General features: G+C 69.7%; 16 protein-coding genes. 4 read left to right on the forward strand and 12 right to left on the reverse strand.

Going from position 1 to position 14,108, the window contains the following annotated elements:
- The first annotated feature begins 39 nt into the window (after positions 1–39).
- Together ACSHWB_RS11245 and ACSHWB_RS11250 are read left to right on the forward strand one after the other, a co-directional pair.
- Entirely contained in the window at positions 40–1,140 is a 1,101-nt protein-coding gene (locus ACSHWB_RS11245) for a hypothetical protein (RefSeq protein WP_439661987.1), read from the forward strand.
- A gap of 46 nt (positions 1,141–1,186) precedes the next feature.
- Entirely contained in the window at positions 1,187–2,059 is an 873-nt protein-coding gene (locus tag ACSHWB_RS11250; RefSeq protein ID WP_439661988.1) for a 1,4-dihydroxy-2-naphthoate polyprenyltransferase, read from the forward strand.
- Positions 2,060–2,062: 3 nt separating this feature from the next.
- Here the strand turns inward: ACSHWB_RS11250 and ACSHWB_RS11255 are convergent, their stop codons facing one another.
- The 9 genes from ACSHWB_RS11255 to ACSHWB_RS11295 are packed head-to-tail and all read right to left on the reverse strand — an operon-like array spanning position 2,063 to position 9,603.
- The gene (locus tag ACSHWB_RS11255; protein ID WP_439661989.1) at positions 2,063–2,464 is read right to left on the reverse strand and encodes a hypothetical protein; all 402 of its coding nucleotides are present in this window, start codon (positions 2,462–2,464) and stop codon (positions 2,063–2,065) included.
- The gene (locus ACSHWB_RS11260) at positions 2,464–2,913 is read right to left on the reverse strand and encodes a hypothetical protein (protein WP_439661990.1); all 450 of its coding nucleotides are present in this window, start codon (positions 2,911–2,913) and stop codon (positions 2,464–2,466) included. The genes ACSHWB_RS11255 and ACSHWB_RS11260 overlap by 1 nt, the downstream gene beginning before the upstream one ends.
- 1 nt (position 2,914) lies before the next feature.
- Positions 2,915–3,898: a hypothetical protein gene (locus ACSHWB_RS11265; protein WP_439661991.1), complete on the reverse strand. Its 984-nt coding sequence runs from the start codon at positions 3,896–3,898 to the stop codon at positions 2,915–2,917.
- A complete protein-coding gene (locus ACSHWB_RS11270) occupies positions 3,895–4,311 on the reverse strand; it encodes a hypothetical protein (RefSeq protein ID WP_439661992.1) in 417 nt (138 codons plus the stop codon). Before ACSHWB_RS11270 ends, ACSHWB_RS11265 begins: the two co-directional genes overlap by 4 nt.
- Complete coding sequence (locus ACSHWB_RS11275; protein WP_439661993.1) at positions 4,311–7,391, reverse strand: hypothetical protein; 3,081 nt, start codon at positions 7,389–7,391, stop codon at positions 4,311–4,313. The genes ACSHWB_RS11270 and ACSHWB_RS11275 overlap by 1 nt, the downstream gene beginning before the upstream one ends.
- On the reverse strand, positions 7,388–7,693 hold the full coding sequence (locus ACSHWB_RS11280; protein WP_439661994.1) for a hypothetical protein: 306 nt from the start codon (positions 7,691–7,693) through the stop codon (positions 7,388–7,390). The genes ACSHWB_RS11275 and ACSHWB_RS11280 overlap by 4 nt, the downstream gene beginning before the upstream one ends.
- Before the next feature lie 55 nt (positions 7,694–7,748).
- Complete coding sequence (locus ACSHWB_RS11285) at positions 7,749–8,837, reverse strand: PLP-dependent cysteine synthase family protein (RefSeq protein ID WP_439661995.1); 1,089 nt, start codon at positions 8,835–8,837, stop codon at positions 7,749–7,751.
- Between the two features lie 27 nt (positions 8,838–8,864).
- A complete protein-coding gene (locus ACSHWB_RS11290) occupies positions 8,865–9,134 on the reverse strand; it encodes a DUF4229 domain-containing protein (RefSeq protein WP_439661996.1) in 270 nt (89 codons plus the stop codon).
- A gap of 4 nt (positions 9,135–9,138) precedes the next feature.
- Positions 9,139–9,603, reverse strand: a complete 465-nt coding sequence (locus ACSHWB_RS11295; RefSeq protein ID WP_439661997.1) for an Lrp/AsnC family transcriptional regulator — start codon at positions 9,601–9,603, stop codon at positions 9,139–9,141.
- 197 nt (positions 9,604–9,800) lie between these two features.
- Here ACSHWB_RS11295 and ACSHWB_RS11300 point away from each other — a divergent pair, with 197 nt between their 5' ends.
- Positions 9,801–10,007: a BldC family transcriptional regulator gene (locus ACSHWB_RS11300; RefSeq protein ID WP_030473853.1), complete on the forward strand. Its 207-nt coding sequence runs from the start codon at positions 9,801–9,803 to the stop codon at positions 10,005–10,007.
- 57 nt (positions 10,008–10,064) lie between these two features.
- Positions 10,065–10,232 carry a hypothetical protein gene (locus ACSHWB_RS11305; protein ID WP_086667950.1) on the forward strand — a complete coding sequence of 56 codons (168 nt, stop codon included), beginning with the start codon at positions 10,065–10,067 and terminating at the stop codon, positions 10,230–10,232.
- Between the two features lie 54 nt (positions 10,233–10,286).
- Here the strand turns inward: ACSHWB_RS11305 and ACSHWB_RS11310 are convergent, their stop codons facing one another.
- From ACSHWB_RS11310 to resB, 3 genes are all read right to left on the reverse strand, one after another.
- Positions 10,287–11,579 carry an AAA family ATPase gene (locus tag ACSHWB_RS11310; RefSeq protein WP_439661998.1) on the reverse strand — a complete coding sequence of 431 codons (1,293 nt, stop codon included), beginning with the start codon at positions 11,577–11,579 and terminating at the stop codon, positions 10,287–10,289.
- Positions 11,580–11,682: 103 nt separating this feature from the next.
- Complete coding sequence (gene ccsB, locus ACSHWB_RS11315; protein WP_439661999.1) at positions 11,683–12,594, reverse strand: c-type cytochrome biogenesis protein CcsB; 912 nt, start codon at positions 12,592–12,594, stop codon at positions 11,683–11,685.
- Positions 12,594–14,069, reverse strand: a complete 1,476-nt coding sequence (gene resB / locus ACSHWB_RS11320; RefSeq protein ID WP_439664569.1) for a cytochrome c biogenesis protein ResB — start codon at positions 14,067–14,069, stop codon at positions 12,594–12,596. Before resB ends, ccsB begins: the two co-directional genes overlap by 1 nt.
- Positions 14,070–14,108: the final 39 nt, after the last annotated feature.

Below are 14,108 nucleotides of genomic sequence, written 5' to 3' on the forward strand. Positions count from 1 at the left end.
GCAGCCTAGGCCGTGCGCGTTAGCGATGGGGGTTTCTTCATGCGCTACCTGTTACCGCTGGTCGCCGGTGCCACGCTGGTGGTCGGACTGGTGTCCCCCGCTCAGGCGGCGGCCGCCTCGAACGAGTGGACCGCCGACGTCAGCGGCCGCACCGTCACGTGGGGCGGTTCCCCGCGGATCGGCCTGATCCAGGTCGGGACGCACAGACTCGCTCAGCCCGCCAACGCGGTCACGGCGGCGGTGACCGGCGATGGTGTCGTCGACGTGCGCGGCCTGCGTGCGGACGGGCAGTGGACCGAGTGGCTGGAGGCGCCGGCGACGTTGCCGGTGACCACGTCCACCATCGAGACGCGCGTGGTTCTGAGCAGTGGCAAGGCATCGCGGGTGAAGCTGACCGCGACGCAGGCGCCCGTCACCGTTGCCGCGGATGACGTTTCCGTTGCTGCGGCTGGACGTTCGTACCGGGTCTACGCGACGCGCGAGGGTCTGGTCGGCGGCACCACGGCGAACGGCCACACGATCGTCTCGCGCGACCACTTCGTCGCGCTGCCGTCGCGGCGTGGCCTGGCGAACAAGAACTCCGGCAACTACAGCGTGCAGGTGTGCGCGTCGAACGGCCGTTGCGAATGGGCGCCCGTGTGGGACGTCGGCCCGTGGAACACCAAGGACGACTACTGGAACGCGTCCGCGACCCGCGAGATGTGGAAGGACCTGCCGCAGGGCAAGCCGGAAGCCCAGGCCGCGTACGAGGACAACTACAACGGTGGCAAGGACCAGTACGGCCGTGAGGTCGCGAACCCGGCGGGCATCGACCTGGCCGACGGCACGTTCTGGGACGGCCTGAAGCTGACCACGAACTCGTGGGTCACCGTGACGTACCTGTGGACGGGCTCCGGTCCTGTCGGGACGGTCCGCACCTCGGCCGCGAACGGCACGGTGAACGTCCGCAGCGGCGCGAACTCCTCGTCGTCGCAGGTGGGCCTGGCCGGCAACTACGCCCAGGTCAGGGTGACCTGCCAGCTCACGGGCGAGTCGGTGTCGGGCACGCAGGGCACGTCGAACGTCTGGTACCGCATCGCCTCCGGCAAGCACATCGCCAAGGCGTACGTCGCGGGTGTGAGCGGCGCGACTGCCTGCTGATACCCCCTTCGGCGGGTCCTCAGGAGCCATACCGGAGGATGGAGGCATGGCCTCAGTCGTCCAGTGGATCCAGGGGACCCGCCCTCGCACGCTGCCGAACTCGATCGCCCCGGTGGTCGTGGGAGCTGCTGCGGCGCACCACATCGACGAGTTCAACGTGCTCTACACGGTGCTCGCCCTCGTGGTCTCGGTGGCGTTCCAGGTCGGCGTGAACTACGCGAACGACTACTCCGACGGCATCCGCGGCACGGACGACAACCGGGTGGGGCCGTTCCGGCTGACCGGGTCCGGTGCGGCCGAGGCGTCGAAGGTGCGGCTGGCGGCGTTCATCTCGCTCGGGGTCGGCGCGCTGGCCGGTGTGGCGCTGGTGGCGTTGTCCGGGTACTGGTGGCTGCTCGCGTTCGGTGCCGTGTGCATCGCCGGGGCGTGGTTCTACACGGGCGGCAAGCGTCCGTACGGCTACGCGGGGCTCGGCGAGATCGCGGTGTTCCTCTTCTTCGGACCGGCCGCGGTGCTGGGCACGCTGTACGTGCAGACCGGTGAGATCACCGGAATCGGCATCGGGGCGTCCATCGCGATGGGGTCGATCTCGGCCGCGGTGCTGGTGGCGAACAACCTGCGCGACATCCCGACGGACGCCGTGTCGGGCAAGCGGACCCTGGCCGTGGTGCTGGGCGACAAGGACACGCGCAGGCTGTACCTGGCGCTGGTCGCGGTGCCGTTCCTGATCGCGCTCGGGATGGTCGTGCGGGTGCCGTACGCGCTGCTCGGGTTCCTCGCGGCGCCGGTGCTGCTGCCCGCCGTGCGCCGGGTGGCCGCGGGGCGTGGCGGGCGTGACCTGATCCCGGTGCTGCAGTTCACCGGGATCGCGATGCTCGCGTGGGCCGTGCTGGTCAGCGTCGGCCTGGTGCTGGACTAGCCGCTACCAGGCGTCCTCGGTGAACTGAGTGGGCTCGTCGTCGTCCGTCCGCACAGGCCTGCGCGGGGGTGGCGGCGGGGCCGTCTCGCCCTTGATCAGCTCGTCCAGCCTGGCGCGGTCGGCGTCGAGTGCCTGGCGCACCAGCGGATCGTGGCCGGCCTCGCCGGTGAGGACCTGACGCCAGCTCAGGCCGGCGCCGCGGGCGATGCGGTCGGCGAGCTGACGCATCGCCGGTGAGGCGTCGCTCGACTTCGCGAACTGCATCACCCTGCGGATGTCCTCAGTGGACGGTTCCTTGCCCCTCAGGTTCTGCTGGGCGGCCTGCATCGCACGGTTCGCCTGGGCGACGGCGTTGCTGAGGAAGTCCTCCGCCGCTGAGATGTCCGGTGTCCGCCAGGCCGTCATCACCACTTGTCCTCCGTGAAGATGTCGGGGGCGTTCTCGTCGCCGTCGTCACCCCGGTTCCTGCGCGGGTCCTGGGCGGCCATGATCTCGTCCGCGGTCAGGCCCTCCTGCAGCATCTGGAACGCCTGCTTCATCTTGTTGACGTTCTCCTGCTGCATGGCCTGCACGTCGGGGTCCTGCGCGGCCTTGCCGGAGACGACGTCCTCCCAGGTGAACTCGCCCGCGTCCACCTTGCGCTTCAACGCCTTGAGCTGCTCCGGCGCGTCCCGCTCCTGCGCGGCCCGTTCGACCTGCTGGGCGATCGCCTTGAAGTCGACCGGCGGAACGGGAGGCAGCGGCGTGTCCTTCAGGCGGTTCGCGAGGTCCTGCGCCTCCTTGAAGCGCGCGTCGACCTGCGCCTCCGCCGCCCGCAGCTCAGGGGACTTCCAGCTGTCGTTCGGGGTGGTCATCTCAGTTCTCCCTCGCGAAGAGCCCGCGCTGAATCGGCCTGGCCTCACCGCGGATGTCGCTCACATCGCCCCGCTGAGCGAGGGTGCGCCACTGGCGGAAGTCTACTTCGGACAGACCGAGCCGCTGGGCCGTTTCGTAGTTCTCACCGAGGAAGTGCAGCACGGCCTGGTCGCCCAGGACGCCGATGATCTCGAACTCCGCACCCTGGTACGTGCAGAGCGTGCGGACGAGCTGGAGGTCCTCCACGACCGCGTCCGGCACCTCGAGGAACCGGGCGCCGTACTCGTCGGTGAAGTCCGGCGGTGCGGGCTGGCCGGCCAGCGGGTGCAGGAGGACCGATCCTGGCGCGGGCCCGAAGTCGATGTCGAAGGCCTGGCCGCGGTAGTTGCCGATCAGTCCACGACGGACGGTCGGCCGGTGCGGAACCGGGGCCTGCCAGTACCTTCCGGGGCCGAAGCCGACGTCCGCAGTGGGGATCCAGCCGACCTGGCGGTTGAGGTACTTGCCGACGCTGCGGCCTTCACCGGTGGGCTCGAAGCGCCAGAGCTCCGTGCCGGCGGGGAGTTCGGTGAGCTCCATGACGTACTCGGGGATCGGGTTCGCGCTCGGCGTGTAGCCGGTGCCGGTGAACGGGAGCGGGTAGACGCGGGTGGTGCCCATCTTCCGCGCGCCGTCGAGCGTCGGTCCGCCGAAGCTGGTGTCGAAGAGCTCGGTGGTGTGCGCCAGGAAGCGCAGCAGGTACTGCGTGCCCTTCGGCCAGTCCGCGACCTTGTCGACGCCGAACACCTCCGCGAACTGGTCGGAGGTGCCCTGCGGGAAGTCCTGCCCGCGCGTCACGAACCCGGCGGCCCGGTGCGGCTCGAACTTGCCGGACACCACGACGTTGCCCAGGTAGAGCTGCGCGATCGCCGGGTGCACGATCATCTGCAGGATCGTCTCCGGCCCGATGCCGGCCGCCTTGCGGACGGCCTGAGGGGTGCTCATCCCGGGTTCTTCTCCTTCCACCGCGCCAGGAAGTCGGTGCGGTCGACCTGCACGTTCTCGAGCTCGTCGACGTCGAGCGTGCCCGTGTAGCCGTTGTACTGGTCGCCTTCGAGCCCGTTCTGCGCGGCCCACACGTACTCGCCGCCCGCGTACCCGGCCTCCGCCTTGCCGTTCGCCGTCCTGACGACGTTGAACGGCTGCCCGCGCCACGTGGCCTTGCAGGTCTCCAGGTACCAGGCCTGGAGTTCCTTTACCGCCACGGTCTTGAGCTCACGGTTGCCGTAGGTCTGGAACCCTTCCGCGTTCGCATAGGTCACGCCCGGGATCTTGCGGATCCAGACGTGCTCGCCCTCCGCGCCCGCGAAGTAGGTCTCGCCGCGGTACTCGGCCATCTCCTGGGAGTACTGGGTCATCAGAGCTTCGTCCAGCCGAACTTGCGGTCGTACACGGCGTGCAGTTTCTCAGTTCCGTCCGCGTTCACCTGCCAGATCTCGGCACGATCGGGCAACGGTGTGCCGCCGTCGACACGCCACTCCGGCATGCCGCCCATCGTCGAACCGGTACCGGTGAACGGGTCGTAGCCGTCGTACGGCTTCGTCGCGCCACCGGCCGCCGCCATCTGCTGCTGCGACGCCTCGTAGTGCGCCTTCTCCTGCGGCGACTGGTACTGGTCCGCCGGGTACGGCCCCGGCTGGGTGAAGTCCGGCGTGTCCTTCTTCGGCCCGCCGAACGGCACGTTGTGCGCGCCGGCGTTCTGGTCGGTGATCTCGTACCGCAGCTGCATCGCGGTCTGCGCGCCCGCCGGGATGGGCGTCCAGCCCTTGCCCTTGTCGTCGAGCGCGAGACTGTCCCGCAGCCCCTGCGGCGTGTTGACGTCGACCACGTCCTGACCGCGGGCGATCGAGCCGCCCATCTGGTTCTGCCAGGTCTCCTGCTTGCTGCCGGCCGCGTGCGGCTGGTCGGGCAGGTAGGTGCTGACCGCGCTCGGGTTGAGGGCCTTGGTGACGATGTCGCCGGTGTCGACCTTGATCTGGTTGCGGACGTCGGCCACGTGCTGGGCCTCGCTCGGGCTCAGGTCGGTGGACAGCTTCTGGCTCAGCTCGACGTAGCGGTCGCGGTCGGCCTGGTTGGGCAGGATCTGGTCGAGCTGGTGCTGGTAGCCCTGACCCTGCGCGGCCATGGCGGCTGCGTCGAAGTGGCCCTTGAGGTCCGGGGCGGTGGGCGGCGGCGGGGTGCTGTTGTCGCCGTTGTCGTGGTGGCCGGGGGTGGCGTCGTCGTTGCCCGGCTTGGGGTCGGTGTCGTGGGCGGGCTGGGCCGGGTCGTGGTCCGGCTGGGGGTCGTGGGGCTTGACGTCGTCGGCGCCGGCCGCGTCGGTGTCGTGGGGCTTGGGGTCCGTGTCGTGCGGCTTGGGGTCGCTGTCGTGGGGCTTCTCGGCACCGTCGTGGGGCTTGGTGTCGGTGTCGTGAGGCTTCGGGTCAGCGTCGTGCGGCCGGGTGTCGGTGTCGTGCGGCTTGGTGCCGTCTGACGTGTCGTGGGGCTTGGTGTCCGTCGACCCGTTGGGCGTGGTGTCGTGCGGACGCGGGCTCGACGGGTCGTGCGGGACGGTGCCGGACGGAGTCGTGTCGTGGGGACGCGTGCCGCCGTCGTGCGGCGTCGTCGAGGCTCCCGAACCGCTCGGCGTCGAGTGGTCCGTGGTGGGGCTCGGGTGACCGGGAGGCGAGGGCAGGCCACCGCCCGCACTCGGGGTCGGGTGTCCGGGAGGCGACGGGAGGCCGCCGCCCGTGTGGGACGGGGCGGGGGCCGTTGCCGTGCCCGAGCTGGCGCTCGGGTGGTCAGGAGGCGTGGGCAGGCCGCTGCCCGATCCAGGCGCCGGGTGACCGCCCGTGTTCGGCGGGGTCGGCAAGCCGCTGCCAGAGCCGTGCGTGCCCGAGTTCGGCGGGGTCGGGAGGCCGCTGCCCGAGCCAGGGGCCGGGTGTGTGCCGGCGGAACCGGGCGTCGGGTGCGTGCCGGGGTGGCTGCTGCCCGGCGTGCCGGGGTGGCTGTTGCCGGACGTGCCGGGGCCCGACGGGGGCGTGGGCAGGCCGGAGCCGCCGGGGCGGGGGCCGGTGCCCGACGCGGGCGTCGAGGGCGGGCTGGGAAGGCCTGAGGCGTGGCCGGGAGGGGTCGGCAGGCCCGTGGGGGCCTTGGGGCCGGCCGGAGCGCCCGCGCTCGGGAAGGACGGCACGCCGCCCGCGCCAGGGCGGGAGCCGGAGCTCCTGGTCTGGTCGCCGCCGCCGGCACCCGGGGCCATGGGGGCACCCATCGGCATCGCGCCGCCCATGGGGGTCTGGTGCGACGACGGTGGCGCTGCGGCGGGGGCCGCGCCGGCCGCGTGGGTGGTGTTGACGCTGGGTGGGGTCGCGTGGCCGGGTGAAGGTGCTCCGCCCGAACCGGAGTGGCCGCCTGTGGGGACGCCACCGGTCGGCATGCCGCCACCTCCGCCGCCGCCCAACGACGGCGGTGCGGACGCGGCGGGGCCTGCGGCTGCCGCGGCGTGCGTGGTGGTCGGGGTGTCGTGGCCGGCGGGCAGGGTCGGTGGGGCGGCCACCTGGGCGCCGCCGGGGGCCACGGCCGAGACGGCTGCCGGTTTGGTGGCCTCGTCGCCGCCTGGCGGGGTGTAGACCTCGCGGACCTTCGAGCCGATGTCGTGGCCGCGGTCGGCGATCTCGGTGGCCGAGTCCTTGATGGAGCCGAAGTCGTCGTGGATGTCCCTGACGGCGTTGCGGACGTCGCGGCCCGCCTCGGCCACCTCCTGGGTGGCGTTCATGGCCTCGGCCAGGGAGTCGGCGTCCTTCAGCTTGCCGATGGCGGAGAAGACGCGGCCGACGGCGTCGAAGAGCGACTTCACGTCGGCGATGAGCTTCTGGACCGTGTCGATGATGTCCATGACGCGCCGGTAGATCTGGTACGCGTTCCAGACCATCTCGGCGGCCTTGATCCAGCCCGCGACCGGGATCCAGACGGTGGCGGCAGCTTCCAGCAGCTTGTTGACCAGGTAGTCCAGCAGCCTGGCCGCCTGCTTGCCCAGTGCCTCGGCGCCGGACGCGACCGTGTCGAAGCCCTTCGCGATCAGCTGGGCCACGCCCATCTCGGCGAGCAGGCCCGCCTTCCAGCCCAGGGCGATGTACTTCTCGTGGGCACGTGCCGCTTCGCCGTCCCAGTGGCCGCGCACCTTGCCCACGGCGTCCGTGAGGTTGTACGAGACGTCGTTCATGGCGTTGCCGACCATGCGCCACGCGTCGCCGTCCGCGCGGATCTTCGACCAGTCGCCGGTGATCGGCGTGATGATCGTGGAGACCAGCGACTCGCCGGTCACCGCCTCGAACACCCAGTTGACCGCCTGCACACCCCAGCCCTGGTCGCGCAGGACGTCGTTCAGCGACGCCGTGTCGACGTCCGGCTGCTTCAGGGAGGCCGCGACCGGGCGCACGGCCCGGTAGTCCGTCGCCGTCATTTCAGCAGCCCGTCGAACATGCGGCGCTGGGCGGCGTCGATGTCCTCGTAGACCTTCGCCGAGGTGTCCACCGCCGCGGCCGCGCCCTCGAGCTTCGACTTGCCGAAGTCGAGCGACTCGTCGAACAGCGCCCGCACGATGTCGACGCCCGGCTGCAGCAACGTCAGCAGGCCGGTGAAGCCCGCCTTGTCGCACGCCGTGGCGTGGACGTACTTGCGGATCGTCTCGAACTCTTGGGCCTCGGTGCGCAGGTACTCGGCGTACGCGCGCATCTCGGCCGCGTCGGTGAACAGCGACGACACAGCGTCCCCCCTGCGGACTCAGGTGCTCAGGTCACGCTGTGACGCACGATTCTCGTCACCAGTTCCCCGTGCGGTGGAAGTTGTTCAGGCGGTCAAGGCACGGGTCGAGATGCATGCCTTGTGCGGATACCCATGTGTCGTCGTAATAGGTGTTCGCGTAACGCTCGCCACCGTCGCACAACAACGTCACCACGCTCCCGCGCGTACGAGACTGCCGCATCTCGGCCACGATCTGGAACGCTCCCCAGAGATTCGTACCCGTGGATCCGCCGACCCGCCGCCCGAGCAGGTCCTCCACGTACCGGATCGTCGCAACGGACGCCGCGTCCGGCACCTTGATCATCCGGTCGATGACCTCACCGATGAACGACGGCTCCACCCGCGGCCGCCCGATGCCCTCGATGCCCGAACCCCGCGTCGCCACCAGGTCGCGGTTGCCGTCGCGCCACGCGTCGAAGAAGACCGAGTGCTCCGGGTCGACGACGGCCAGCCGCGTGTTCAGCTTCTGGTAGTGGATGTACCGGCCGATCGTGGCCGACGTGCCGCCCGTGCCCGCGCCCACGACGATCCAGTCGGGGGTGGGCGACGGCTCCAGCCTCATCTGCTCGAAGATCGACTCGGCGATGTTGTTGTTGCCCCGCCAGTCCGTCGCGCGCTCGGCGTGCGTGAACTGGTCCATGAAGTGCCCGCCGAGCTCGGAGGCCAGCCGCCGCGACTCGTCGTACAGGGCCGACGGCTCGTCGATGAAGTGGCACCTGCCGCCCTGGCGCTCGATCAGCGCGACCTTCTCGGGCGAGGTCGAGCGGGGCATCACCGCGATGAACGGCAGCCCCAGCAGTCGTGCGAAGTACGCCTCGGACACCGCCGTCGAGCCGGAGGAGGCCTCGATCACGGGCGTGCCACCGGTGATCCAGCCGTTGCAGATCGCGTAGAGGAAGAGCGAGCGCGCCAACCGGTGCTTCAACGAACCCGTGGGGTGCGTGGACTCGTCCTTCAGGTAGAGGTCGATGCCCCACTCGAGTGGCAACGGGTAGCGCAGGAGGTGGGTGTCCGCGCTGCGGTTCGCGTCCGCCTCGATGATCCCGACGGCCTCGCACACCCAGTGCCTGGTCCTGCTGCAAACGCGGTCAACGGAGGTACTCACAGCCCGCACGATAACCGGGCAGACGTCCTACGCCTGGGTGAGAGGACCTTCGTCACCACGCAGTTCGGAACGCAGCTTGTCGCGCTCGGCCTTGCGCACGGCCTGGTGGGCGTCGAGGCCCGCCGCGACCCGCTGCCGCAGCCCCTTGAAGATGAACAACGAGGCCGGCAACGCCACGACCACACCGACGGCGAGGGCGGGCAGCAAAGGAACCTTGAACAACATGAGCGCGCCCATCACCACGACCACGAGGCCGAGGCGGGCGAGGACGTAGAGCGTCACATCACGAGCGAGCACCCGTTCAGGTTACGTCGCCGTCCTCGTCGCCGGTGTTCGGGCGCCCTTCGAAACGTGTGGAGAGCACCACGGTCGTACGCGTGCGGGCCACGCCGGGGATGCGCCGCAACCGGCCGAGCGCGCGCTCCAGGTCGTCCACCGTCGACACCCTGACCTTGACGATGAACGACTCGTCGCCCGCGACCCGGTAGCAGGACTCGACCTCGTGGAGTTCGGCCAACGCGACCGCGACCTCGTTGTCGTCCGCGATGTCGGTGGGATGGATGCCGATCAGGGCGGTCACGCCCAGGCCGACCGCGCTGGGGTCGACGACCGCGTGATACCCGACGATCACGCCGCTGGACTCGAGCTTGCCGACCCGCTCGTGCACGGCGGAGGCGGACAGGCCGACCTGCCTGCCGAGATCGGCGTACGTGGCCCGTCCGTTGGCACGAAGTGCGGCGATGATCTGTCGATCAAGAGCATCCACCCGCGACACCCTATGCCCTGTCCGCACGCGGGGACCTTCCGTACCGACATGCAGTACGAAAGCGCCCCGCGTGCGGTGAGGCATGTCCGGTTCGCGCCGGTCGTCCCTTACTACCTCTTTACCAAAAAACAAGCGTTCGAGTACCTGATGGGTCAGATGCCACGATCAGACCGGAACGTCTGATCTGAGGAGGACGAGTGACTGCAGCCACCGAGCGGCTCTTGACGCCTGGGGAAGTCGCCAATCTGTTCCGGGTCGACCCGAAGACCGTGACCCGATGGGCCACCGCAGGTCGCATCGGCTCGATCCGCACCCCTGGAGGACATCGCAGGTTCCGTGAGACCGAGGTGAAGGCTCTGCTGTCGGAGCTCACGACCGAGGCAACTGAACCTGTCCGCCACTGAAACCGTAGTTACCCCTGTGCCGCGGGTAATCTCGTGGCAAAGGGAGGTGGCGACACGATGATCTACCTGCTGGCGGTGATCGGTGCGCTCACCGTGGCTGTGCTCGTGTGGCGAGCGTTCGCCCCGCAGCACTCGGAGTACACCCCAGGCCGCAAGGTGATCGCACCCGACGACGACCCGGAGTTCCTGCGCAAGCTCGACGAGCAGCGCAAGCGCGACGAGTGAACGGAAAAGGGGCCCTGATCACAGGACCCCTTTCCGCCACTGTCGAGACCCCGCTCAGGCGTGCGGGAAGTCGTCCGCCACCACGGCGGCGAGTTCCAGCAACGCCAGACGGGTCTCCGGCGCGAGCTGGTCCAGCGCGATCTCGGCGCCTTCTTCGAGGTGCTCGTCGAACGGCAGGCGGACCACGGCACGGCAACGCTGCTGGAAGTGGGCGGCGAGCTTGTCGAGGTCGACCTTGCCCGACTTCGGGCGCACGGAGTTGATCACGCACACGGACTTCGCGACCAGGTCGCGGTAGCCGTGCGCCTCGAGCCAGTCGAGCGTCGCGGCTGACGTCTGCGCGCCGTCGACCGAGCCGGACGACACCAGGACCAGCGAGTCCGCCTCGTCCAGCACGCCCTTCATGGCGGAGTGCATCAAACCGGTGCCGCAGTCGGTCAGCACGATGTTGTAGAAGTGCTCGAGCAGCTCCACCGTGCGGCGGTAGTCGTCCTCGCTGAACGCCTCCGACACCGACGGGTCCTGCTCGGACGCGAGCACCTCGAGACGCGCCGGCGACTGCGAGGTGTACGCGCGCACGTCGCTGTACTTCTTGATCCGCGGGGCGTCGCGCAGCAGGTGACGCACGGTCGCGGTGGTCTCGCGCGGGATCTTCAACGCCAGCGTGCCGCGGTCGGGGTTCGCGTCGACGGCGACGACCCGGTCACCGCGCAGCGACGAGAACGTCGAGCCCAGCGTCGTGGTCGTCGTGGTCTTGCCGACGCCGCCCTTCAGCGACAGCATCGCGATCTTGTAGCACCCGCGCAGCGGCTGGTTGATCCGCCCGATGAGCTCACGCCTGCGCACGTCGGCCGGGCTCTCGCCCAGGTTGATCGCGCCGCCGGTGATCGAGTGCAGGGACTTGCGCCAGCCGGACGTCGGCGGGCGCTTCTCCTTCTTGATCAGCTGCTGCGACGAGACTTCCTGCGCCTGCGAGCGGTACTCCTGCTGCGGGAAGTTGTTCGGGTACTGCTGGCCGGCGAACTGGCCGTACTGCGCCGTGTGCTGACCGGTGTGGTGGGGCCCTGACTGGCCGCCGCCCACCTGGTACGGGCCTGACTGGGCACCGGGCACCGGGTACGGACCCGACGCGTTGCCCGGCACCTGGTACGGACCGGAGGCGTTGCCGGGCACCGGGTACGACCCCGACTGGTTCGCCAGGTTGTACGGGCCGGATTGGCCGCCGCTGACGTGCTGCGGGCCGGACTGCTGCGGGTCGAGGTAGGAGGCCGCCTGCGGGTCGACGTACTGCGGGTCGACGTACTGCGGGCCGGAGCCCTGTTCCTCACCCGGTGGTTGCCATGTCACCGCTGTGGCCCTCCCTGAGCAAGAGGGACCGAGACTTCCCCGACCCCCGGGTTGCGACGGTACGCAACCGGCAACGGTTCCATCGACCTGGGGGCTTAACTCGTTAGAGACCCGCGTACGAATGCAACCCGCTAGTGACCAAGTTGATGAAGAACAGGTTGAACACGTTCAGGGCGAAGCCCGCGATGTTGATCCAAGCGGCCCCACGGCCACGCCATCCGGCCGTCGCACGCGCGTGCAGATACGCCGCGTAGACCACCCACGAGACGAACGCGACCGTCTCCTTCGGGTCCCAGCCCCAGAACCGGCCCCACGCCGCCTCCGCCCAGATCGCGCCGAGGATGATCCCGGCCGTGAAGAGCGGGAACGCCAGCACGGTGGTCCGGTACGACATGCGGTCGAGCACGTCGGCGGACGGCAGCTTCGGGAAGCGGTCGGCCTTGCTGTCCTTGAGCAGGTAGAGGATCGACGTCACACCGGGGATCAGCAGCACGCCGGACGAGATCGAGATCACCGAGACGTGGATCACCAGCCAGTACGACCGCAGCGCCGGCTGGACGGGCGCGGCCTCGGCGTACAGGACGGTGCCGCCGAGGAACAGCAGGACCAGGATCGGCGGCAGCACGAACACGCCGAGACGGCGGATCGGGAACTTCGCCATCAGCACGATCCACGTCACCACGGCCGCGAGGCACAGCAGCGACATGTACTCGTACATGTTGCCCCAGGGCGCGCGCCCGGCCGAGAGACCGCGCATGACCAGCGACCCGAGGTGCAGCACCGCGCCGAGGATCGTCATCGCGGCGCCCATGCGGCCGATGCGTTCGGACCTGGTCAGCTCGACCTTGGGCTCGTCGACGAGGACGTCCGGCCCACCGGCGCCGACCAGCGCCTTGCGCGGCGCGCGGGCGAAGGCCTGCTCGACCGCGTAGAGCAGGATCGCGAAGAGGTAGACACCCAGCGCGCTGCGGTACAGCCAGTCGCTGTAGGTCGCGAGGGTCTCGTTGACCGGCATCAGGACTTCTCCTCGTTCAGCACCGCGCGGGCGAGCCGCGTGAACTCCTCGCCGTATCCTGCCTGGTCAGTGCGGGCGAGCCCGCCGACCTCGACCAAAGTACGCCCGTCGTCGAGACGGGTCGCACGGACCCACACCCTGCGGCGCTTGACGGTCAGCGAGACCCCCAGGCCGAGGATGATCAGGATGGCGAACACCAGCACGAATCCCTGGGTCGGGTCGTGCGAGACCTGCAACGACACCCAGTCGTTCACGGCGTCGAACCGCACCTTGGTGCCGTCGTCGAGCGCGATCTCCTCGCCCAGCGCGAGGTTCTTGCGCGCGACCTTCTGCAACCGGCCCTGCTCGACCATCTTCTGGTCGATGGAGAAGATCGACTGGCCGCGGCCGTCGTCCACGCCGAGATCGCCGCGGTAGACGTCGACGGCGACCATCGGGTTGTTCAGGGCGGGGAACTTCGAGCTCAGGATGCTGCCGTGCAGCAACGGCGTCGGTGCCAGCAGGCCCGTCACCGCGATCTGTCCCTTGCGCCGCGTCTCGGAGTCGGTCACGCCGGGCGGGTCGAACTTCGTCGCGCCCTCCGAGGCCAGCGTGAGCTGGTCGGTCGGCAGCCACTGGATGCCCTGCGTGCGCTTCTCGCCGTTGGGGAACGTCACCGTGAACGTCGGCGTGTACCCGTGGCCGAGCAGGTAGAGCCGGTCGCCCTCGGTGCGCAACGGGTGGTTGACCTGCAGCGTGTACGGGTTCCAGGTGTTCGAGGCGAGGCTCTCGCCCGACTGGTAGCGGATGTCCGCCTTGAAGCCGACGGGCTGGCCGTTGTCGAGGTACTCGGCGGAGAACTTGCCGATCTCCACGCAGAACGGCGTGAGGTCGGTGCCGTCGACCCGCAGGCCCGGCCGGAACTGGTCGTAGTTGAAGATGCCGCCGTTGCAGAACTGGCCGCCGTCGGCCTGGACGATGACCTGGCCCTCGTAGCTGAACATCTTGCCCAGCGCGAACGACACCAGCAGGCCCAGCAGCGCGAAGTGGAAGACCAGGTTGCCGGTCTCGCGCAGGAACCCGCGCTCGGCGCTGACCGTGCCCTCGCCGGTCTCCATCCGCCAGCCGCGCATGGTCTTCTTCGCCTTGGCGAGAGCCTCGTCCGGCGTGATGTCGAGCTCGGCCTGCGCGTGGTGCGGCATGCGCGAGAGGTTGCGCGGCGTCAGCACCGGCTTCGCGCGCATCTGCTTGAAGTACTCCCACGTGCGGGGCAGCAGGCACCCGACGAGAGAGGTGAACAGCAGCAGGTAGATCGCGGCGAACCACGGCGTGGCGTACACCTCGAAGAACCCGAGCTTGAGCAGGAGCTCGCCCCACCAGCCCTTCTGGGCGATGTAGTCGTCGACCTTGGCCGAGTTGAGCGACCGCTGGGGCAGCAACGCGCCGGGCATCGCCGCGAGCGCGAGCAGGAACAGCAACGTCAGCGCGGTCCTCATCGAGGTGAGCCCGCGCCACGTGTTGCGGAGGAAGGCGAT

Source organism: Lentzea sp. HUAS TT2 (assembly GCF_051853195.1).
Lineage (GTDB): Bacteria > Actinomycetota > Actinomycetes > Mycobacteriales > Pseudonocardiaceae > Lentzea.

Bases quoted from the DNA above. Each gene is read 5' to 3' on its own strand.
- ACSHWB_RS11245 (WP_439661987.1), top strand. From the start codon at position 40: ATGCGCTACCTGTTACCGCTGGTCGCCGGTGCCACGCTGGTGGTCGGA.
- ACSHWB_RS11250 (WP_439661988.1), top strand. From the start codon at position 1,187: ATGGCCTCAGTCGTCCAGTGGATCCAGGGGACCCGCCCTCGCACGCTG.
- ACSHWB_RS11255 (WP_439661989.1), bottom strand. From the start codon at position 2,464: ATGACGGCCTGGCGGACACCGGACATCTCAGCGGCGGAGGACTTCCTC.
- ACSHWB_RS11260 (WP_439661990.1), bottom strand. From the start codon at position 2,913: ATGACCACCCCGAACGACAGCTGGAAGTCCCCTGAGCTGCGGGCGGCG.
- ACSHWB_RS11265 (WP_439661991.1), bottom strand. From the start codon at position 3,898: ATGAGCACCCCTCAGGCCGTCCGCAAGGCGGCCGGCATCGGGCCGGAG.
- ACSHWB_RS11270 (WP_439661992.1), bottom strand. From the start codon at position 4,311: ATGACCCAGTACTCCCAGGAGATGGCCGAGTACCGCGGCGAGACCTAC.
- ACSHWB_RS11275 (WP_439661993.1), bottom strand. From the start codon at position 7,391: ATGACGGCGACGGACTACCGGGCCGTGCGCCCGGTCGCGGCCTCCCTG.
- ACSHWB_RS11305 (WP_086667950.1), top strand. From the start codon at position 10,065: ATGATCTACCTGCTGGCGGTGATCGGTGCGCTCACCGTGGCTGTGCTC.
- ccsB (WP_439661999.1), bottom strand. From the start codon at position 12,594: ATGCCGGTCAACGAGACCCTCGCGACCTACAGCGACTGGCTGTACCGC.
- resB (WP_439664569.1), bottom strand. From the start codon at position 14,069: ATGAGGACCGCGCTGACGTTGCTGTTCCTGCTCGCGCTCGCGGCGATG.